General features: G+C 69.3%; 14 protein-coding genes and 1 pseudogene. 7 read left to right on the top strand and 8 right to left on the bottom strand.

Going from position 1 to position 20,064, the window contains the following annotated elements; genetic code table 11:
• Positions 1-116 precede the first annotated feature (116 nt).
• The 3 genes from nth to ACIQMX_RS35095 all read left to right on the top strand — a co-directional run bounded on the left by nth (position 117) and on the right by ACIQMX_RS35095 (position 3,068).
• Positions 117-950 carry an endonuclease III gene (gene nth / locus ACIQMX_RS35105; RefSeq protein WP_402484193.1) on the top strand — a complete coding sequence of 278 codons (834 nt, stop codon included), beginning with the start codon at positions 117-119 and terminating at the stop codon, positions 948-950.
• A 61-nt stretch (positions 951-1,011) separates the two neighbouring features.
• Positions 1,012-1,776 carry an NUDIX hydrolase gene (locus tag ACIQMX_RS35100; protein WP_402484191.1) on the top strand — a complete coding sequence of 255 codons (765 nt, stop codon included), beginning with the start codon at positions 1,012-1,014 and terminating at the stop codon, positions 1,774-1,776.
• A gap of 86 nt (positions 1,777-1,862) precedes the next feature.
• The gene (locus ACIQMX_RS35095) at positions 1,863-3,068 is read left to right on the top strand and encodes a MarP family serine protease (protein ID WP_363071718.1); all 1,206 of its coding nucleotides are present in this window, start codon (positions 1,863-1,865) and stop codon (positions 3,066-3,068) included.
• Between the two features lie 48 nt (positions 3,069-3,116).
• On the opposite strand, the gene ACIQMX_RS35090 is transcribed toward ACIQMX_RS35095, so the two are convergent.
• The 6 genes from ACIQMX_RS35090 to ACIQMX_RS35065 form a co-directional block, all read right to left on the bottom strand.
• The gene (locus tag ACIQMX_RS35090; RefSeq protein WP_363071716.1) at positions 3,117-3,320 is read right to left on the bottom strand and encodes a hypothetical protein; all 204 of its coding nucleotides are present in this window, start codon (positions 3,318-3,320) and stop codon (positions 3,117-3,119) included.
• Between the two features lie 106 nt (positions 3,321-3,426).
• Complete coding sequence (locus ACIQMX_RS35085; RefSeq protein WP_363071714.1) at positions 3,427-4,473, bottom strand: alpha/beta hydrolase; 1,047 nt, start codon at positions 4,471-4,473, stop codon at positions 3,427-3,429.
• On the bottom strand, positions 4,470-5,000 hold the full coding sequence (locus tag ACIQMX_RS35080; protein WP_363071712.1) for a phage holin family protein: 531 nt from the start codon (positions 4,998-5,000) through the stop codon (positions 4,470-4,472). The genes ACIQMX_RS35085 and ACIQMX_RS35080 overlap by 4 nt, the downstream gene beginning before the upstream one ends.
• A 39-nt stretch (positions 5,001-5,039) precedes the next feature.
• The gene (gene nhaA / locus ACIQMX_RS35075; protein ID WP_402484187.1) at positions 5,040-6,446 is read right to left on the bottom strand and encodes a Na+/H+ antiporter NhaA; all 1,407 of its coding nucleotides are present in this window, start codon (positions 6,444-6,446) and stop codon (positions 5,040-5,042) included.
• A 298-nt stretch (positions 6,447-6,744) separates the two neighbouring features.
• The gene (acs, locus tag ACIQMX_RS35070; protein ID WP_363071708.1) at positions 6,745-8,742 is read right to left on the bottom strand and encodes an acetate--CoA ligase; all 1,998 of its coding nucleotides are present in this window, start codon (positions 8,740-8,742) and stop codon (positions 6,745-6,747) included.
• Between the two features lie 284 nt (positions 8,743-9,026).
• The gene (locus tag ACIQMX_RS35065; protein ID WP_402484185.1) at positions 9,027-12,110 is read right to left on the bottom strand and encodes a bifunctional SulP family inorganic anion transporter/carbonic anhydrase; all 3,084 of its coding nucleotides are present in this window, start codon (positions 12,108-12,110) and stop codon (positions 9,027-9,029) included.
• A gap of 284 nt (positions 12,111-12,394) precedes the next feature.
• Here ACIQMX_RS35065 and ACIQMX_RS35060 point away from each other — a divergent pair, with 284 nt between their 5' ends.
• Positions 12,395-13,744 carry a hypothetical protein gene (locus tag ACIQMX_RS35060; RefSeq protein WP_363071704.1) on the top strand — a complete coding sequence of 450 codons (1,350 nt, stop codon included), beginning with the start codon at positions 12,395-12,397 and terminating at the stop codon, positions 13,742-13,744.
• Between the two features lie 425 nt (positions 13,745-14,169).
• On the opposite strand, the gene ACIQMX_RS35055 is transcribed toward ACIQMX_RS35060, so the two are convergent.
• On the bottom strand, positions 14,170-15,165 hold the full coding sequence (locus tag ACIQMX_RS35055) for an ATP-binding protein (protein ID WP_363071702.1): 996 nt from the start codon (positions 15,163-15,165) through the stop codon (positions 14,170-14,172).
• Between the two features lie 102 nt (positions 15,166-15,267).
• Here ACIQMX_RS35055 and ACIQMX_RS35050 point away from each other — a divergent pair, with 102 nt between their 5' ends.
• Positions 15,268-16,092 (top strand): oxidoreductase, encoded by an 825-nt coding sequence (locus tag ACIQMX_RS35050; RefSeq protein WP_402484183.1) that lies wholly within the window; start codon positions 15,268-15,270, stop codon positions 16,090-16,092.
• A 586-nt stretch (positions 16,093-16,678) separates the two neighbouring features.
• Here ACIQMX_RS35050 and ACIQMX_RS35045 read toward each other — a convergent pair.
• Positions 16,679-17,527, bottom strand: a complete 849-nt coding sequence (locus ACIQMX_RS35045) for an HAD-IB family hydrolase (protein WP_363071698.1) — start codon at positions 17,525-17,527, stop codon at positions 16,679-16,681.
• A 571-nt stretch (positions 17,528-18,098) separates the two neighbouring features.
• Here ACIQMX_RS35045 and ssd point away from each other — a divergent pair.
• Together ssd and ACIQMX_RS35035 are read left to right on the top strand one after the other, a co-directional pair.
• Positions 18,099-19,160, top strand: coding sequence for a septum site-determining protein Ssd (gene ssd, locus ACIQMX_RS35040; protein ID WP_363071748.1), 1,062 nt, complete (start codon positions 18,099-18,101; stop codon positions 19,158-19,160).
• Positions 19,157-19,975, top strand: a pseudogene (locus tag ACIQMX_RS35035) (TadA family conjugal transfer-associated ATPase); the annotation flags it as partial. The gene ssd and the pseudogene ACIQMX_RS35035, both read left to right, overlap by 4 nt.
• Positions 19,976-20,064: the final 89 nt, after the last annotated feature.

Genomic DNA, 20,064 nt, shown 5'->3' with positions numbered 1-20,064 from the left:
GGCCCGGTTCGCGCCCCGTTCGCGCCCGGTTCGCGCCCCGCGGGACGTGGGGAGACCCGAAGAGCCCCGGCGAGAACCGGCCCCGTGGCTTCGTCCCTTCGGCGTAGCCTTCGGGCATGGCAGAGAGCAAGGTCCGTAAGCCCGCGGCCGGACCGGTGGTGAAGGCGGCCGCGAAGCCGGGGAAGCCGGAGTCGCGCCTGGCGATGGTGCGGCGGGCGCGGAAGATCAACCGTGTCCTGGCGGAGACGTATCCGTACGCACATCCGGAACTGGACTTCGAGTCGCCGTTCGAGCTGCTGGTGGCCACCGTGCTGTCGGCGCAGACGACGGACCTGAGGGTGAACCAGACGACACCGGCGCTGTTCGCGAAGTACCCGACTCCGGAGGACATGGCGATGGCCGTGCCGGAGGAGATGGAGGAGATCATCCGGCCGACGGGCTTCTTCCGGGCCAAGACGAAGTCGCTCATAGGGCTCTCCGTCGCTCTCCGGGACCGTTTCGGCGGCGAGGTGCCTGGACGTCTGGCCGATCTGGTGACCCTGCCCGGCGTCGGCCGCAAGACGGCCAACGTCGTTCTCGGCAATGCCTTCGGCGTACCCGGCATCACCGTCGACACGCACTTCGGCCGGCTGGTCCGCCGCTGGAAGTGGACCGAGCAGGAGGATCCGGAGAAGGTCGAGGCGGAGATCGCGACGATCTTCCCCAAGAGCGAATGGACGATGCTCTCCCACCGCGTCGTCTTCCACGGCCGCCGTGTCTGCCACGCCCGCCGTCCCGCCTGCGGCGCCTGTCCGGTCGCCCCGCTCTGTCCTTCGTACGGGGAAGGCGAGACGGACCCCGAGAAGGCCAGGAAGCTGCTGAAGTACGAGATGGGCGGTCAGCCGGGCCAGCGGCTGAAACCGCCGTCGGACTACCCGGGCAGCCCCGCCCCCGCGCTGGGCACGGGCTGACCCGGCGAGGCGCGCCGGAACGAAATGCGTGAGGACAGGCGTTGTGAAACGAGGGGTGCCTATGAGGACGCATGAACACAGCACGCGCAGCACGCACAGCACGGACAGCACGGACGCGGCCGCCGCCGCGCAGGACGCCGCCGACGACCGCGACGACGCCGCGATCGACGTCACGACCGAGGGCCTGCCCGAGTGGCTGGATCCCGTCGCCAGAGCCGCGCGGACCATCGAGCCGCAGCAGCTCAGCCGCTTCCTGCCGCCCGCGAGCGGTGCCGGACGGCAGTCCGCGGTGCTCGTCCTGTTCGGCGAGGGCGCACACGGGCCGGAACTGCTGCTGATGGAGCGCGCCGGAAGCCTGCGGTCCCATCCGGGCCAGCCCTCCTTCCCCGGCGGCTCGCTGGATCCGGCCGACGGTGACCAGGAGACGACGGGACCGCTGCGTGCCGCGTTGCGCGAGGCGGAGGAGGAGACCGGCCTCGATCCGCACGGCGTGCAGATCTTCGGCGTGCTGCCCCGGCTCTACATCCCCGTGAGCAGATTCGTGGTGACTCCCGTCCTCGGCTGGTGGCGTTCTCCCAGCCCGGTGGGGGTCGTCGATCCGGCCGAGACGGCCCGGGTCTTCACGGTGCCCGTGGCGGATCTCACGGATCCGGCCAACCGGGTGACCACGCGCCACCCCAGCGGCCACCGCGGCCCGGCATTCCTGGTCGAATCCGCACTCGTCTGGGGGTTCACGGCCGGGGTGATCGACCGGATTCTGCACTTCGCAGGCTGGGAGCGCCCCTGGGACAGGGCCAAGCAGGTGCCGCTCGACTGGCGCGCATGACAGGCTGGCTTCCGTGCTCCGCCGCCGGGCCTCCCGGTCACGGGGAGACGTACGGGCCCGGTGACGAATCTGCGAGGCAATAGACGGTGAACGTGCTGGACATCCTGCTGCTGGCCGGCGCCGTATGGTTCGCGGTCATCGGCTACCGCCAGGGGTTCGTCGTCGGCATTCTGTCGGTGATCGGGTTCCTGGGCGGCGGTCTCGTCGCCGTCTATCTGCTCCCCGTCCTGTGGGACCAGGTGACGGACGGCTCGGAGGTCTCGTCGACCGCGGCCATCGTCGCGGTCGTGATCGTGATCGTGTGCGCGTCGGTGGGCCAGGCCTTCACCACCCATCTGGGGAACAAGCTCCGCCGGTACATCACGTGGTCGCCCGCGCGCGCCCTCGACGCGACCGGCGGCTCTCTCGTCAACGTCGTCGCGATGCTGCTGGTGGCCTGGCTGATCGGCTCCGCGCTGGCAGGCACGTCCCTGCCGACGCTGGGCAAGGAGGTCCGTAACTCCTCCGTCCTGCTCGGCGTCTCCCGGGTGATGCCGCCCCAGGCCTCCACCTGGTTCACGGACTTCTCCTCGGTCCTCGCACAGAACGGCTTCCCGCAGGTCTTCAGCCCGTTCGCCAACGAGCCCATCACCGAGGTCAGGGCCCCCGATCCGGCTCTGGCCGGCAGCCCCGTGGCGGCCCGCGCCAAGGAGTCGATCGTCAAGGTCGTCGGTACGGCCCCGAGTTGCGGCAAGGTCCTCGAAGGCACCGGGTTCGTCTTCTCCGACCGCCGGGTGATGACCAACGCCCACGTCGTCGGCGGCGTCGACGAACCGACCGTGCAGATCGGCGGCCAGGGACGGCTGTACGACGCGAAGGTCGTCCTCTACGACTGGCAGCGCGACATCGCCGTACTGGACGTGCCGGATCTCGACGCGACGCCGCTGCAGTTCACCGACACCGACCACGACGCCGCGACCGGGAACAGCGCGATCGTCGCGGGGTTCCCGGAGAACGGCTCGTACGACGTGCGCTCCGCGCGTGTCCGGGCCCGTATCGACGCGAACGGGCCCGACATCTACCACCGCGGTACCGTCCGACGCGATGTCTACTCGCTCTACACGACGGTCCGGCAGGGCAACTCCGGCGGCCCGCTGCTGACGCCCGAGGGCAAGGTGTACGGAGTCGTCTTCGCCAAATCGCTCGACGACCCCGACACCGGTTACGCCCTCACGGCAGACGAGATCCGCCAGGACATCACGCAGGGCCGTAGCGCCAACCAGGAGGTCGACAGCCAGGGGTGCGCGCTTTAGGAGCGTGGGGCGAAGGTCCCGCCGCCTGCGGGGTGGCGGGACCGCGGATCATCCGCGCGGGTGGCGCAGCCGCGCCGAGACCCAGCGGGCCCGGCGGCGGAGGATACGTGGAATGCCGAGCCGGGGATCATGCAGGACATGCATAGTGTGCACCCGGCCCGTGGGGCCGCCCCCCTCATGAGTGCCCGGTGCCGCCGTGGCGGTCGAGCGACGATTGCGTGCTGCGTCACCGAAGTCGTGCGTCCAGCCCATACTCGGACGTCTGCCCCTGACACATGGTCGGTAACCGCCCATCCGCCAGCCAATTGGCCTATGCGGCAGGCAAGTGGCCGTTCGTCGGACATGCGTGCCCCGCCGGCTAGCGGTCGGGCTCGGAATCCTTGAGCCAGTTGATGAGTTCGGCCGAGAACCCGGCCGGATCCTCCTCATGGGGGAAGTGGCCCAGACCGTCGAAAAGTCGCCAACGGTACGGTGCCTCGACGTACTCGCCCGACCCCGCCGAACTCCGGGTGCGGACCGCCGGATCGAGTGAACCGTGCAGATGCAGCGTCGGCACCCGCACCGGCCGCTTCATGCGCCGGTTGAACTGGATGCCGTCCGGCCGGGCGAGCGAGCGCACCATCCAGCGGTAGGGCTCGATCGAGCAGTGCGCGGTCGACGGGATGGACATGGCACGCCGGTACACGCCCACCGCCGCGTCGTCCGGGAACTCCGCGGTCCCCGGGCCCGCCCACTCGTGGATCAGCCGTCCCACCAACGCCGCGTCGTCCGCCACGAGCTGACGCTCCGGTACCCACGGCCGCTGGAAGCCCCAGATGTACGAGCCCGCGCGGGACTGGGCGAAGTCGGAGAGCATCGAGGAGCGCCACCGACGCGGGTGCGGCATCGAGGAGACCACCAGCCGGCGCACCAGCTTGGGGCGCATCACCGCGGCCGTCCAGGCCAGGTAGCCGCCCATGTCGTGACCGACGAGCGCGGCATCCGGTTCGCCGAGTGAGCGGATGACGCCCGTGATGTCGAGCGCCAGGTTCGCGGGGTCGTAACCGCGGGGCGTCCGGTCGCTCCCGCCGACTCCGCGCAGGTCCATCGCGACCGCGCGGAAGCCCGCGTCGGCGAGTGCCGGAAGCTGGTGGCGCCAGGTCCACCAGAACTGCGGGAATCCGTGCAGGAGCAGGACCAGCGGTCCTTCGCCCATTTCGGCGATGTGGAAGCGGGCGCCGTTGGCCGCGACGTCCCGGTGGGTCCAGGGGCCGTCGAGCCGGACGGGGCCACCGGAAGCGGACGCGGGTGGTTGACCACCGGCGGCCGGGCCGGGGGTGTGGCCCGCCGGGCCGGCCGGCTTCTCGTGGCCCGCCCGGCCTTCCGGGCCCACAGGGCGAAATGCGCTGGAATCGGGGACCGTCATGTGGACGAGCGTGCCACAGCAGACGCCTTGTCCTGGACCGGACGGTTCTCGATGGCCTTGTCCGCAAGTGTGCTGCCGCCCATCGGCAGGATCGCGTCCGCGCCGACGCTCGCACGCGGGTGCGGCTTGACACCCTGAAGGACGGCGGCTGTCTGCTTCGCCGAGGCGATGGACTTCTCCGGCGGCTTGACCTTCTTGAACTTGGCGTAGCCGAAGAGCGCGAGCAGGATCCCCAGCAGGATGAACGCACCGCCCACGATCAGGAACGACCAGGCGAGACCGAGTCCCAGGTTGTGGATTCCGTACGCGGCCGCGAAGCTCAGCACCGGGATCGCGAACAGAATCAGCACGCCCGTGACGATGAACGCCACGCTGCCGATGACGCCACGCTTGACGTCCTGTCGCACCTCGGCCTTGGCCAGGGCAATCTCGTCGTGCACCAGCGCCGACAGTTCGGCCGTCGCCGAGGCGACCAGCTGGCCGAGACTGCGGTCGGCGCTGCCCGCGTAATTGCCGGGGTCGCTCATCCCTGACTCCCTCTCCTGTTCAACACATCCGATGTCAGATCATGCCGGACTGTCCGGCTTGCTGCTCGCTGCCCCCGCCACTCGGGCAAGGCGGCGGTGCTCGGCTGCCTTCTTCTCGTAGAGCGCCGCCATCCGCAGGTGGTACTCCGGATCGTCCTGTTCGTAGATGTCCGGAATCCCGGACGCGTCCTCGTCGAGTTCCTCCGCGTCGTACAGCGCTCGGTATCTGCGTACCCGCAGTTTGAGCAGTACACCGGAGAGTACGGCGGCAATCACGGAACCGATGAGAACCGATGCCTTGATCTCGTTGATCATGTCGTCGTCGCCGACGAAGGCGAGCTCTCCGATCAGGAGCGAGACGGTGAAGCCGATGCCGGCGAGTGCGGCGACCGCGAAGACATCGGCCCAGGCCAGGTCCTTGTTCAGCTCCGCCTTGGTGAACCGGGTCGCCAGCCACGTACCGCCGAAGATGCCGATCGTCTTGCCGACGACCAGTCCCAGGACGACGCCGAGTGTCTCGGGCCGGGTGAACACGCCGGCCAGAGCGCCCCCGGAGAGGGAGACCCCGGCGGAGAAGAGCGCGAACAGCGGCACGGCGAGACCGGCCGACAGCGGGCGCACCAGGTGCTCGATGCGTTCTCCGGGTGAGTGCTCCTCGCCCTCGCGGCGGGTGCAGCGCAGCATCAGGCCCATGGCGACACCGGCGATGGTGGCGTGGATGCCGCTGTTGTACATCAGCCCCCAGATGACCAGGGCGAGCGGTACGTAGACGTACCAGCCGCGGACGTCGAACCGCAGCAGGAAGTAGAAGACGACGAGGCCGGCGAAGGCGCCGATCAGTGCGACGAAGTCGATGTTCTCGGTGAAGAAGACCGCGATGATCAGGATCGCGAAGAGGTCGTCGACCACGGCGAGGGTCAGCAGGAACGCGCGGAGCGCGGCGGGCAGCGAGGTGCCGATGACCGCGAGGACGGCGAGCGCGAAGGCGATGTCGGTGGCCGTGGGGACGGCCCAGCCGCCGGTGGAACCGTCGCCGATCACGTTCACCAGCGTGTAGACGACCGCCGGTACCGCCATGCCGCACAGGGCGGCGACGACCGGGAGCGCGGCGGCCTTGGGGTCGCGCAGTTCGCCCGCGACGAGTTCGCGTTTGAGTTCGACGCCCGCGACGAAGAAGAAGACGGCGAGCAGCCCGTCGGCCGCCCAGTGCGCCACGGACAGATGGAGGCCGAGTGCCCCGGGCCCGAAGTGGAAGTGGCTGACACGCGAGTAGCTCGACCCGAAGGTGTTCGCCCAGACGAGGGCTGCCACGGCGGCGACCAGGAGTATGACTCCGCCGACCGTCTCGGTGCGCAGGGCGTCGGTGAGGTAGTTCCGCTCGGGGAGCGGCAGGCGGCCCAGGAAGGTGCGGCGGGGGGAGGGGGGCACGGGGGCGGGCGTGGCCACGGGGGGAAACCTCCGGGTCGGTACGGCAGCGACGGCATGGCTGATGCACTTGCCGACCAGACTTCCCGGCACACCCTGTGGAGATTTCTTATCGTTTTATTGATCAGCTGCCACTGTACCCGGGGCGTGCGGGGCGGTGACCGGTGATCGTCACCTTAAATGCCCGAAGGGCATCCGGCGCGTCAGCCGGATGCCCTTCGGGGCGTGCGCTGCTTCTGAGGGCCTGGGGGCCCGGGCCTGTGGGCTTGTGGGCTTCTGGGCCTTGGTCCCTGGTGGTCCCTGGGGTCCGGGCCGGGGATCAGTCCTCGGAGGAGGACTGCGGCAGCTGGGTCTGGATGAGATCCATGACCGATGAGTCGGTGAGCGTGGTGACGTCGCCGAGGGCGCGGTTCTCCGCGACGTCTCGGAGGAGGCGTCGCATGATCTTGCCGGAGCGGGTCTTGGGGAGTTCGGCGACCGGCATGATGCGCTTGGGCTTGGCGATGGGGCCGAGAGTGGTTCCGACGTGGTTGCGCAGTTCCGCGACCAGGTCGTCGGAGGCGGTGGCGGTACCGCGCAGGATGACGAAGGCGACGATGGCCTGGCCGGTGGTCTCGTCGGCGGCGCCGACCACGGCCGCCTCGGCGACGGCCGGGTGCGACACGAGTGCGGACTCGACCTCGGTGGTCGAGATGTTGTGCCCGGATACGAGCATGACGTCGTCGACGCGGCCCAGCAGCCAGATGTCGCCGTCCTCGTCCTTCTTGGCGCCGTCGCCCGCGAAGTACTTGCCTTCGAAGCGCGACCAGTAGGTGTCGAGGAACCGCTGGTCGTCGCGCCAGATGGTGCGCAGCATGGAGGGCCACGGCTCGGTGAGGACGAGGTAGCCGCCTCCGCCGTCCGGGACCTCACGTGCTTCGTCGTCGACGACGGTGGCGCTGATGCCGGGCAGGGCGCGCTGGGCGCTGCCGGGCTTGGTCTCGGTGACTCCGGGGAGCGGCGAGATCATCATCGCGCCGGTCTCGGTCTGCCACCAGGTGTCGACGATGGGGCACTTGTCGGCACCGATGTGCTTGCGATACCACATCCACGCCTCGGGGTTGATCGGCTCACCGACCGAGCCCAGGACGCGGAGACTGCTCAGGTCGAACTTGGCGGGGATGTCGTCACCCCACTTCATGAACGTGCGGATCGCGGTCGGTGCGGTGTAGAGGATCGTGACGCCGTACTTCTGGACGATCTCCCAGAAGCGTCCCTGGTGCGGGGTGTCGGGCGTGCCCTCGTACATGACCTGCGTCGCGCCGTTGGCCAGCGGGCCGTAGACGATGTAGGAGTGGCCGGTGACCCAGCCGATGTCGGCGGTGCACCAGTAGACATCGGTCTCGGGCTTGAGGTCGAAGACCGCGTGGTGCGTGTAGGCGGCCTGCGTGAGGTAGCCGCCGGAGGTGTGCAGGATGCCCTTGGGCTTCCCGGTGGTGCCCGAGGTGTAGAGGATGAACAGGGGCTGCTCGGCCTCGAACGCCTCGGGGGTGTGCTCGGCGGACTGGCGCGCGGTGATCTCGTGCCACCAGACGTCGCGTCCTTCGGTCCACGCGGTGTCCTGGCCGGTGCGGCGGACGACGAGGACGTGCTCGACGCTGTCGATACGGGAGACGGCGTCGTCGACCGCGGGCTTGAGCGCGGAGGGCTTGCCGCGGCGGTAGCCGCCGTCGGAGGTGATGACGACCTTCGCGTCCGCGTCCTGGATGCGGGCGGCGATGGCGTCGGCGGAGAAGCCGCCGAAGACGACCGAGTGCGCGGCACCGATGCGGGCGCAGGCCAGCATCGCGACGGCGGCCTCGGGGATCATCGGCAGGTAGACGGCGACGCGGTCGCCCTTGCCGACACCGAGCTCGGTCAGCGCGTTCGCCGCGCGGGAGACCTCGTCCTTCAGCTCCGCGTAGGTGATGGCACGGCTGTCGCCGGGCTCGCCCTCGAAGTGGATGGCGACCCGGTCGCCGTTACCCGCCTCGACGTGACGGTCCACGCAGTTGTACGCGACGTTGAGCTCGCCGTCCGCGAACCACTTCGCGAAGGGCGGGTTGCTCCAGTCGAGCGTCTCGGTCGGCTCGGTGGCCCAGGTCAGGCGGCGGGCCTGCTCGGCCCAGAAGCCCAGCCGGTCCGCCTTGGCCTGCTCGTACGCCTCCGCGGTGACGTTGGCGTTCGCGGCCAGATCGGCAGGCGGTGCGAACCGCCGCTCCTCACGAAGCAGATTGGCCAAGCTTTCGTTGCTCACGACATCTCCCAGTCCCAGGGTGTCCGTTGTGTCCCGGGGCATAGCTCATCAGGCCAGGGGCCGGGTGACAAGTGCCTGCCGGGAATTGGTTTAGACCTGTGTCTTCGTGTATGGAGACATGATCCCGCTTCCGCTGCGGGGTGGTGGCGCACATGACGCACGTGGCGCACGCGGTGCACGCGGGCCACGTGACGTATGCGGGCCACGTGACGCACGCGGCCACGTGGTGCGTGGGTGAGTGCCGGTGTGCCGGTGTGTCGGTGTGCGGGGGTGCTGGTGTGCGGAAGCGGGACCACAAGGTCTCACGGACCTGGGGGCCAAGTGGTTCAGGCGCCCGTACGCGCCAACTCGGCCGGATCGGTGGGCGGAGGCGTTGAACCCGCCGACTCGGACGCCCCGGCCGACTCGGACGGCGGCGAGGATGCAGATGACGGGGACGGGGACGGGGGCAGGGACGAGGACAGGGATGGGGATGGTGGCGGGGATGAGTGGGACGGGCTGATGGGGTCGAAGACCTTGTCCACCCCGTTGCCGGCACCCGTGCCCTCGGTCAGCAGATACGACTGTGCCTCGGCCACGTGGAAGTACATGCCATGGAGCTGGAGGGTGCCTTCGGCGAGGCGACGTGCCACGGATGCGTGCGCTCGTAGATGGTCCAGTTGCTGGACGATGTTGGTGAGGCAGAGCTGCTCCACCGCATCGGCGGGCATCCGGCCCGAGATCCGGGCCCAAGCCCGGTCGCGCGAGGCCATCCGCTCCAGGCTGGGGAGTCCGTGCCGCAGCCAGCGCCAGAGCGCCGTCTCGGAGCCCTCCGGCCTGGTGCTGAGCAGCGCGTTCATCGCACCGCAGCCGGAGTGCCCGCAGATGGTGATGGACTCGACCCCCAGCACGTCCACTGCGTACTCGATGGCCGCACCGACCGAGTGGTCACCGGTCTCGGAGTCGGACGGTGGAACGAGATTGCCGATGTTGCGGACGGTGAACAGATCGCCGGGGCCGCTCGCCGTGATCATGCTCGTAACCAGCCGGGAGTCCGCGCAGGTGATGAACAGCTGAGAGGGACGCTGCCCCTCCCTCGCCAGTCTTGCCAGCTCCTCGCGGACCAGCGGGGCCGTGTTGCGCTGGAACGAGCTGAGGCCGCTGACCAGCCGTTGGCTGCCGGTCGGGAGCGGGCGCGCGGGCCGGTGGTCGGGCGCGAAGTGGCCGACGCGATCCGGTGAGGGGCGGGTGTCTCCGTCTGCGTGGCCGGGTGCTTCCGGGGCGAGGAGAGGGCCGGGCTGAGCCTCACCCGTATCCGGTACGGAGCGGTTCGGCCGCGAGGCCGGCGATGCTGCTTCGGGTGCTTCGGGTGCTTCGGGTGCTCCGGGTGTGAAGTGGACGGGACTGGTCTTGGGCCCAGCCGCAGTCGTGGCCGCAGCGGAAGGCGCCGCCGCGGCGGCGGCCCCAGCCTCAGTTGCCGGCGTCGGCGTGCTCGGCTCCGTGCTCGTACGGGGGCGCGCGCTGCTACCCGCGGCGGCGACGGGTACGTGCTCGGGTCCGTCGTGGCAGTGGTGGTTGCGCCAGGGCGTCCAGGGGCGGCAGCAGGAGTGCGCCGCAGAGGCGGGCTCGGCGATCCTGCCCCCGGAACGGCCGGCGAAGGCAACCCGGCCACCGTGAGCGGCATGGGCGTTGCTCCAGTCATGGATCAGTTCATATGCCGCGTGATCCATGAAGAAGCCGTCCAACTCGACTACCACGTCCGCGTCCTGGGGCAGCTGGCCCAGCGCTCTGCTGAGGCGGGGCACCGCCAGGAACGTCAACTGGCCCCGCACCACGACCAGATGCTGTCCATTGTGTTCGGAAGCGGTAATCCGTGTCCGGGCCAGCCGCTGCAGGGCGACGGCCACCGCCACGGCAATCCCGATCGCCACGCCCTTGAGCACGCCGAAGAGCAGTACCCCGGTGATCGTCGCGCCGTACACCAGGAATTCCCGATGCCTGTGGACATTGCGGATGTGTGCGAAGTTGACCATCTGGATGCCGACCACCATCACGAGCGCACCGAGGGCGGCGAGCGGGATCCATTCCAGCGCGGTGACCAGGAACCCGGTGGCCAGGAGGACCCAGACGCCGTGCAGCACTGTGGACGCGCGCCCGGTCGCTCCGGCCCGCACATTCGCCGAACTGCGCACCGCGCCACCGGAGACCGCCAGCCCGCCGAGCAGACCGGAGACAGTGTTGGCGATGCCCTGCGCGCGGAGCTCGCGATCGAGATCGGAGCGTTTGACCGGGGGTGCGGCCGCAGCGGGGGACTCATCCGCGCCATCGGCCGCGGCTTCGCCGGGCGGGGTTCCGTTGCTTCCGGCGGAGAGCTTGCGGAGCGGGGTTTCTTCGCTTCCCGCAGAGAGCTTGCCGGGCGGGGTTTCATCGCTTCCGACGGAGAGCTCGCCGGGCGGGGTTGCGTTGGTTCCGGCAGCGAGTTCGCCGGGCAGCCGGATGTCGGCCGTTCCGACGGCGGGCCCGGCCGACTGCTCGCGGCTCCGGTCCGCAGCCAGCTTGTCCACCGCGACGGCGGCGAGCAGGGATTCCAGGCTGGCGACCAGCATCATCGTGAACACGGCCGTGGCAAGGCCGAGCAACGGCCCCTGGGGCATTTCCGGCAGGGCGTGCGAGCGCCAGGACGGCAGGTCGACCCGGGCGATGGAAGGGGCTGCGAGAGCGGCCACCGCAGTCGCCATCGCGACTGAGGCCAAGGCTGCCGGAATCCGCCGCATGTTCCGTCCGGTGCGTCCCGGGATCCGGGGCCAGAGCACCAGGATGGCGACGGTGAGCCCGCCGATCAACGGCGCTGCCGGGCCTGCCTGCTCCAACTGGGCCGGCAGATGCAGGGCGTTGGAGACGGCGGAGCTCTCCGGTGAGCCGCCGAGCACGATGTGCAGCTGGGCGAGCGCGATCGCCACACCGATGCCGGCGAGCGTCCCGTGGACGATGGCGGGGCTGACGGCCAGTGCGCTGCGCGCGGCCCGCAGGGAGCCCAGCACGATCTGAAGAAGACCTGCACCGATGGTGATCGCGCAGGTGGTGCGCCAGCCGTAGATCTGGATCAACTCGGCTGTCACCACGGTCAGTCCGGCGGACGGACCGGAGACCTGCAGAGGGGTTCCGCCGAGCAGACCGGCGACGATGCCGCCGACTGCGGCGGAGATGAGGCCTGCTTCCAGTGGCGCGTCCATGGCGACGGCCAGGCCGAGCGACATGGGGATGGCGAGCAGAAAGACGGTGATCGATGCGGACAGGTCGGCGCCCGCGATACGGAATCGTCCGCCGCGGTGCGGCGGTGGCGGGCTGTGCGGTCGCTTGACTCCCGAGGACCGGGGAGGGCGCGAACTGCGGGATGAGTGGTCATGACGAGTGGGGACGCAGGCAGACATGTTTCCCGTCTCCTCCGGGGCAGCGCGGTCGCGGAACGTGGGGACGCGGCCGTGGGTCACGGCGTGCAGCGGCGGGATATCTCAACTCTCGGTAAACAGATCGTAATGGAGAGTAAAGATGCGTGTCCAGGATTAAGGGCAAATGGGCCATTGAAGCACCCGTTCTAGTGAATAGGCAGCTTTTCATGCGGCCTGTCGCCCGAATTTTTGTGCAGTGCGTGCGACTTTGACCGGGCCGTCTCGGCACGTCAGCGCAAGATTCCTGCGAGGAAGAGGGTGGGCGGATGATGGCCGCCGCGAAGAGGTTCGCCTTGGGTGTCATGGCCGTTGCGCTGGTCGCGGGAGTGGCGGGCTGCTCCGGGGCGGGCTCCGGCCCGAACAACTCCGGACCCGGTGCCGCGAACGGCGCCGCGGGGGCGAAGAAGAAGGCGGCCGAGGCAGCTCCCAGGAGCGCGGTCCGTGTCATCGGCGACGGGTCGACCGCTTTCACGGGCGCCCAGCCGAAGCAGCCGGCCGTACGCCGTCTGGCGCCCGGTCAGAAGCCACCGCAATTCGTGGTGTTCTCCTGGGACGGGGCCGGAGAGGACAGCCAGCGGCTCTTCTCGCACTTCCGCGAGGTGGGCAAGAAGTACCGCGCGAGCATGACGTACTTCCTCAGCGGCGTGTACCTGCTGCCGGAGACGCAGCGTGAGCTCTACGACCCGCCCAAGCACAACGCGGGCAGTTCCGACATCGGCTTCAACGACACCGAAGGCATCAGGGACACCCTGGACCAGATCCGTGGTGCCTGGCTGGACGGCAACGAGATCGGCACTCACTTCAACGGTCACTTCTGCGGCAAGGACGGTGGCGTCGGGACCTGGTCGGTGGACGAGTGGAAGAGCGAGATCCGTCAGGCCAAGTCGTTCGTGAAGGGATGGAAGAGCAATGATCCGGACCTCAAGGACGAGAAGTCACTGCCCTTCGACTACGACAAGGAGCTGATCGGCGGCCGGACCCCCTGTCTGGAAGGGCAGAAGAACATGGTCGCGGCAGCGCGCTCGATGGGCTTCCGCTACGACTCCAGCGGAGTAAACGACCAGGTCTGGCCGAAGAAGAAGGACGGCATCTGGGACCTCTCGATGCAGCTTGTCCCGGTGCCTGGGCGTGAGTTCGAAACCCTGTCGATGGACTACAACTTCATGTTCAACCAGTCCGGCACGACACAGGGCGATCCGGACCAGCACGAGTACTGGGGGGATCAGATGCGCGACGGTCTGATCCAGGCCTTCGACCGCTCCTACGACGGGAACCGTGCCCCGCTGATCATCGGCAACCACTTCGAGTCCTGGAACGGTGGCACGTACATGCGCGCCATCGAGGAGACGATCGCCACTGTGTGCACCAAGGAGGGTGTGCGGTGCGTGTCCTTCAGGCAGCTCGCGGACTGGCTGGACGCTCAGGACCCGGCCACGCTTGCCAGACTCGGCACGCTGAAGGTCGGCAAGGCGCCGAAGGCCGGCTGGGCATCCTTCCTCGGCGGGGCCGCGAGCCCGGTCAAGAGCGAGGGACAGGGGCAGGAGCAGGAGCAGGGGCAGGGACAGGCCGAGGCGAAGGAGCCTGCCGGGTCTGCAGGGAAGCAGGCCGACCGCTAGTGCCGCGACGGGGGCAAGCGTTGCCTGCCACGGCGCTAGACCGCTCATGGAGAGCCGCCCCGGGCACGGCACCGGTTGTGGCCGGCCACTCGGCCGCCGGGCCCCTTGACGGGATCCGGCGGCCGGTCCGGTGCCTGCCCTGAATGGCGTCTGCTTCAGGGTCTGCCCCGGGAGTGTCCGGCCCATGGCCTGCCCCAGGAGTCCGGCTCATGGCCGGGCCCGGAAATGCTCCCGGCCCGGGCCCGGCCCAGTCGGCATGCGCTCCAGGGTCGGCGGGCGTCCGGGGCGCCGAGGGCGCCGCGAAGCGCGCCGACGGTAGCCCGGGGTGCCCCGTCCAGGCCCGGTCCTTGGTGACCCGCTTCCGGGGCCTCCCAAGGACCGCCGCTTCGGGGCGGGAAAGGGGCAGGTGCTGGAGGGGGAGCCGCTCAGGCGGGCTGGGCGGCCCCGGCCCGCGCGAACCGCTCGTCGAGTACGAACGCGGGGTCGATCTGGGCTGCCAGGTCGGCCCCCGTCTTCTCGTTGCCCCAGCTTTCCGCGTTCCTCAGGTGGAAGTGGACCATCTGGCGCGTGTAGCGCTCCCAGTCACGCTGCCCGTACGAGTCCTCTGCGGCGTTCTGCAGGGCCTGCAGGGCCATCCGGTTGTCCGCCTCCAGCAGCTCGAAGCGGGCAGGGCGGCCCTTCTCCATGGCCCGCACCCAGTCGGAATGGCCGACAGTGACCAGCAGATCCTCGCCGACCTCGGCGCGCAGGAACTCCAGGTCGTCCTCTCCCTGCACCTTGTTGCCGACCACCTTCAGCGCTACGCCGAAGTCCTGTGCGTACTCCTTGTACTGGCGGTAGACCGAGACGCCCTTGCGGGTCGGCTCGGCGACCAGGAACGTCATGTCGAAGCGGGTGAACATACCGGAGGCGAAGGAGTCCGAACCGGCGGTCATGTCGACCACCACGTACTCCTCGGGTCCGTCGACGAGGTGGTTGAGGCAGAGCTCGACCGCACCGACCTTCGAGTGGTAGCAGGCCACCCCCAGGTCCGATTCGGTGAACGGCCCGGTGACCATCAGCCGGATGTCCCCGTCATCGAGTGCGACGGTGCGCGCACAGGCGTCGTACACGGGGTTGTCCTCGCACACCCGAAGCAGCCGGGACCCCTCGCCCGGCGGCGTTGTCTTGATCATCGTCTCGGCGGAGGCGATGCGGGGATTGCTGCCGCGCAGATACTCCTTGATCAGCGGCAGCTGCGCTCCCATGGCGGGCATTGCCGCCGCTTGGTGTTCGTCGAGGCCGAGTGCGGCCCCGAGATGCTGGTTGATGTCGGCGTCCACCGCGACGACGTGAGCCTCATTGGCGGCAAGGTGGCGGATGAAGAGCGAGGACAGCGTGGTCTTGCCGCTGCCGCCCTTCCCTACGAAAGCGATCTTCATGTTCACCTAGGGTAGCGGCATGATTGCGTTGCGCTGTCGAAGTTCGTGAAGAACACCACTCCGGTCCGGTTGGCGCACAAGGGGCGCGTAGCCTCGCTACTTATGAGTACGACTTCCTCGGACCCGCTCGCCGCTCTGGGTGCCCTGCCAGGGGTGACCGATGCGGTGGACTCTGTACGCAAGGCTGTCGACCGGGTCTACGGGCACCGTGTCATGCGGCGTCGAAGCAACGAGGTGACCGCTGAGGCGGCCCTGCGGGGCGCCCGCGGGTCGGCTGCGCTCTCGGGTGCCGACTGGAATCTCGAGGAGGTGCGCTGCCGTACCGACTTCAGTGGCGACGGTGAGGCGCACGTGATCGGTGCGGCCCTGCGCCTGACGGCCGAAGCGGGCCAGCTCCTCTCCATCTGGAGGCAGTCGCCTCTGCGGGTCCTCGCGCGACTTCACCTGGTAGCGGCCGGCGGTGCGGCACCCGAGGACGCGGTGGGGCGGCCCCGGCTGGCGGACGAACCGGTGGATGAGCCTCTGATCGAGGCGCCGCTGCCGAGCGCCGGCGAGGTTGCGGGGCGGCTCGAAGGGCTCAGTGGGCTCATTCTTTCGGGGAGTGCGGCGCCCGCGTTGGTGACGGCTGCCGTCGTGCACGGCGAGCTGCTCGCGCTGCGCCCGTTCGGTTCGTACAACGGCCTGGTCGCGCGGACTGCCGAGCGGATCGTGCTGATCGGGAGCGGGCTCGACCCGAAGTCGATCTGCCCGGCCGAGGTCGGTCACGCCGAGCAGGGGCGGGCTGCTTACGTCGCCGCCTTCGAGGGATACCTGACGGGAACGCCGGAGGGTATGGCCGCCTGGATCACGCACTGCGGGCGGTCGGTGGAACTGGGTGTCCGGGAATCGACAGCCGTGTGCGAGGCGCTTCAGCGGGGAGCCGCATAGGCCTGGCGCAGCACGGAGGCGGCCCGGGGTGGGTGGCCCGGGATCCTGGCGGCGACCTGTTCCCGGCGTTGTTGACAGCTGCTCGGTGTCGGCGGGCATCGCCTCACGCTCGGCGGTCCCACTGCCGGTAAGCGCCGCGACCGACAGGCCGCGCGACCGCGCATGTCCCACGACGGCGGGTTCCGCGGTGGTAGGCCTCTCGGCCGGTGGCGTCTTGTTCCGGGCTTGGTGCGCCGCGCCCGGTGCGGTACGGGGCGCTCGGCGCCAGGGTGGCAAGGGTTGCGGCGGTACCGAATGCGGTACCGCCGCTGGCATGTCCGCCCAGTTACCAAGCGTCCTCGATATATGCCCATCAGGCCGGGTACTTTGCCCGTTCCTGGTGCGGCTGGCCCGTAATCGACGGGTCGACGTCGCGTGGGTGCCCGGCTTTCATGCGCGGTCCGTGGGGCCTTCTCTGCGTTACAGGTCATCCTCCCGGATGTCCTTGGTCTCGCGGGCCGTTGAGTCCTTTGTACTCCAGGGGCTGGTGGAGCGGAAGTGCTGGCCGCACTTCTTTACTTTTAGCTTCAATTACGGACGAGTTGGTCTAAACGGGCAGGGTCGGCATTGTGGTGGCTCGACGCCGGGCGGTGTACCAGACGACCCCGGCTGTGAGGGCTGCTGCGCCCACCGCGGCGGCGGCCATCAGCGCCGGCCGTGGCGGCATCGAGAGTGTGGGCAGGCGTTGCTTGAGGCGGACCGGGCGGTTGAAGACGAGAATCGGCCATTCCCGCAGGGTTGCCTCGCGCCGCAACGCGCGGTCCGGATTGACGGCGTGCGGGTGGCCGACCGATTCCAGCATGGGTACATCGGTGGCCGAGTCGCTGTATGCATAGCAGCGGGTGAGGTCGTAGCCCTCGGACATGGCGAGGGCCCTGATGGCCTCGGCCTTCGTCGGTCCGTACGCGTAGTACTCCACCTCCCCGGTGAAGCATCCGTCGTCGCCGACGACCATGCGGGTGGCGACGACGCGGTCGGCGCCCAGCAGTTCACCGATCGGCTCCACCACCTCGGCCCCGGAGGTCGACACGATGACCACGTCGCGTCCGGCGGTGTGATGTTCCTCGATGAGGGTCGCTGCTTCGTCGTAGATGATCGGGTCGATCAGGTCGTGCAGGGTCTCGGCAACAATTTCCTTCACCTGCTGCACGTTCCAGCCCTTGCAGAGCGACGAGAGATATTCACGCATCCGCTCCATCTGGTCGTGATCTGCACCCCCCGCAAGGAACACGAACTGTGCGTACGCAGTGCGCAGTACGGCGCGGCGGTTGATCAGCCCGCCTTGGTAGAAGGACTTGCTGAAGGTCAGCGTCGATGACTTCGCAATGACCGTCTTGTCCAGGTCGAAGAAGGCGGCTGTGCGGGGCAAGAAGCGGTTTTCCACAAGGCAGAGCATAGGGGCCCACCATTCGGCGTAAACCCCAGCGCGTGGGTTTGCCTGAGAAGGCTCTCGGGTACACCATGGAAGTCACGGATCGTTCGCGACCGTGCTAACCCGGTCCGACTCCTCCCCCCCCCCCCCCGAGTCGGCCGTGGGGACGACCCCCGCTCTCCCCCCCGGCGGGGGTCGTCGCATGTCCGGGCTCGGTTCTGCTGCTCGGAATGACGCATTTCTCCTCCTTTTCGGCCCTCATGGCCTGCGTGTGTGAGTGACTCCGATCAGCATGCACCGTCACGGTGCGTCACGGAAGGGTTCCTCCTGGAAGTCGCCGGTTCGGGCGACGGAGTTATTCACAACGGCGGAGTCGTCCACAGTTTTTGAGCAAGATCCACACGATTTTCCGAAGCGCTGCACCGTGATTCCACCCGTGAAGTCCACGGGTTCCGGAATCACTGTTCTCGGAAGGCTCCGAGATCACCGCGAACCGCGGTGAAGGTGAGTGAAGAAGGGGGCGGAGATCGTGGCTGAATCCAGTGCGCGGGACGGTCTGCCGACCGGCGAGGCCCGGCAGGGCGGACCGTTGATTGTGACCGAGGATGTGGAACTGCTCGACGATCTGCTGAGGCTCTGCGCAGCCGCCGGAGCGGAGCCCGAGGTCCATCACACGATGCCCGATCGCAGAGGGGGATGGGAGCAGGCTCCCATGGTCCTCGTGGGGGACGACGCGGCGGTCCGGTGCCGCGGGGCGGCCCGCAGGCGCGGGGTGATGCTCGTCGGCCGGGATCAGGATGCTCCCGACGTGTGGCGCAGGGCCGTGGAGATCGGGGCCGAGTACGTACTGCGTCTGCCCGATGCGGAGAACTGGCTGGTCGATCAGATCGCCAATGCGGCTGAGGGCGTCGGCCGGCCCGCGCTGACCGTCGGGGTGATCGGTGGCAGGGGTGGTTCCGGAGCGTCGACGCTGGCTTGCGCGCTGGCGGTGACCGCGGCGAGGTCCGGACGGCGGACGATGCTGATCGACGGCGATCCCTTGGGCGGTGGCATTGACGTGCTCCTGGGCGGCGAGCGGGCCGAGGGCATGCGGTGGCCGGATTTCGCCCATTCCAAGGGGCGGGTCGGTGGCGGTGCGCTGGAGGAGTCGTTGCCCGCCCTGCACGGGCTGCGGGTGCTCAGCTGGGGCCGTGACGACTGGGTGGTTATCCCGCCGCAGGCCATGCAAGCAGTCCTCGGTGCCGCGCGCCGGCTCGGCGGAGTGGTGGTTGTGGATCTACCGCGACGCGTCGACGAGGCCGTGGCCGAGGCTCTGGCGCAGCTGGACCTCGGGCTCCTGGTGGTGCCCGGAGAACTGCGGGCGGTCGCGGCGGCGAAACGGGTGGCATCGATGGCCGGAATGGTTCTGGGGGACCTCCGTGTCGTGGCACGAGGACCGTACGCCTCCGGGCTCGACGACCAATGGGTGGCGCAGGCCATGGGGTTGCCGCTCGTTGGTGAACTCCCCCTGGAGCCAGGGCTGCTGGCCGAGCAGGACACGGGGGAGCCGCCTGGTGGCAGCCCGCGTGGGCCGTTGGCCAGGTTCTGTTCGGCCTTCTGGGACCGAGCACTTGCCGGCGAAGCGGCCCGGGGTCAGGTCATGGGGGGTGCCTCATGACCGAGGAGCTGCTCGACGCGGTACGGCAGAGGCTGGCGCAGAGTGGTGCGGCGCCGACTCCGGCGGGGGTGGCGGCCGCGCTGAGAGCGCAGGGAAGGCTGCTCGGGGACGCCGAAGTGCTGGACGTTGCCGATGAGTTGCGTGGTGAGCTGATCGGGAGCGGCGTGCTGGAGCCGCTGCTCGCCGATCCGGCGGTCACGGATGTGCTGGTGTCCGCGCCCGACCGGGTGTGGGTGGACCGGGGGCGCGGGCTCGAACTCACCGCGGTGACCTTCGTGGACGCGGCGGCGGTCCGCAGGCTGGCGCAGCGGCTGGCAGCCGTCGCGGGGCGGCGTCTGGACGATGCCAGGCCCTGGGTGGACGCCCGGCTCCCGGACGGGACCCGGATGCATGCCGTGCTGCCGCCGGTCTCGGTCGGGTCGACCTGCCTGTCGCTCCGGGTGGTCCGGCCGAGGGCCTTCTCGCTGGGGGAACTGGTCGCGGCAGGGACGGTGCCGCCGGGTGGCGACCGGGTGTTGCGGGCCCTGGTGGAGGCCCGGGTCTCGTACCTGATCAGTGGCGGGACGGGGGCAGGGAAGACGACGCTCCTGTCCAGCATGCTCGGCGTGGTGGGGGAGCGGGAGCGCATCGTGCTTGCTGAGGACTCGGCCGAGCTCCGGCCGGACCACCCGCACGTGGTGCGCCTCGAATCGCGCCCTGCGAATCAGGAGGGTGCCGGGCGGGTGACGCTTCGGGACCTGGTGCGTCAGGCCCTTCGGATGCGTCCCGACAGGCTGGTCGTCGGAGAAGTGCGAGGTGCCGAGGTCACCGAGCTATCCCACCGGCAAACACCTATAGAAACTCACGGTGATATGCCCAGCTCAAGGGCGTGAACTGGAACATGACTGAACCCCAGCGCTGCAGC

Origin of the sequence: Streptomyces sp. NPDC091416 (assembly GCF_044756845.1) — a bacterium.
In the GTDB taxonomy this organism is placed as follows: domain Bacteria; phylum Actinomycetota; class Actinomycetes; order Streptomycetales; family Streptomycetaceae; genus Streptomyces.
The sequence above is the reverse complement of the archived record's forward strand: the minus strand, read 5'-3'. Positions and strand labels throughout refer to the sequence as shown.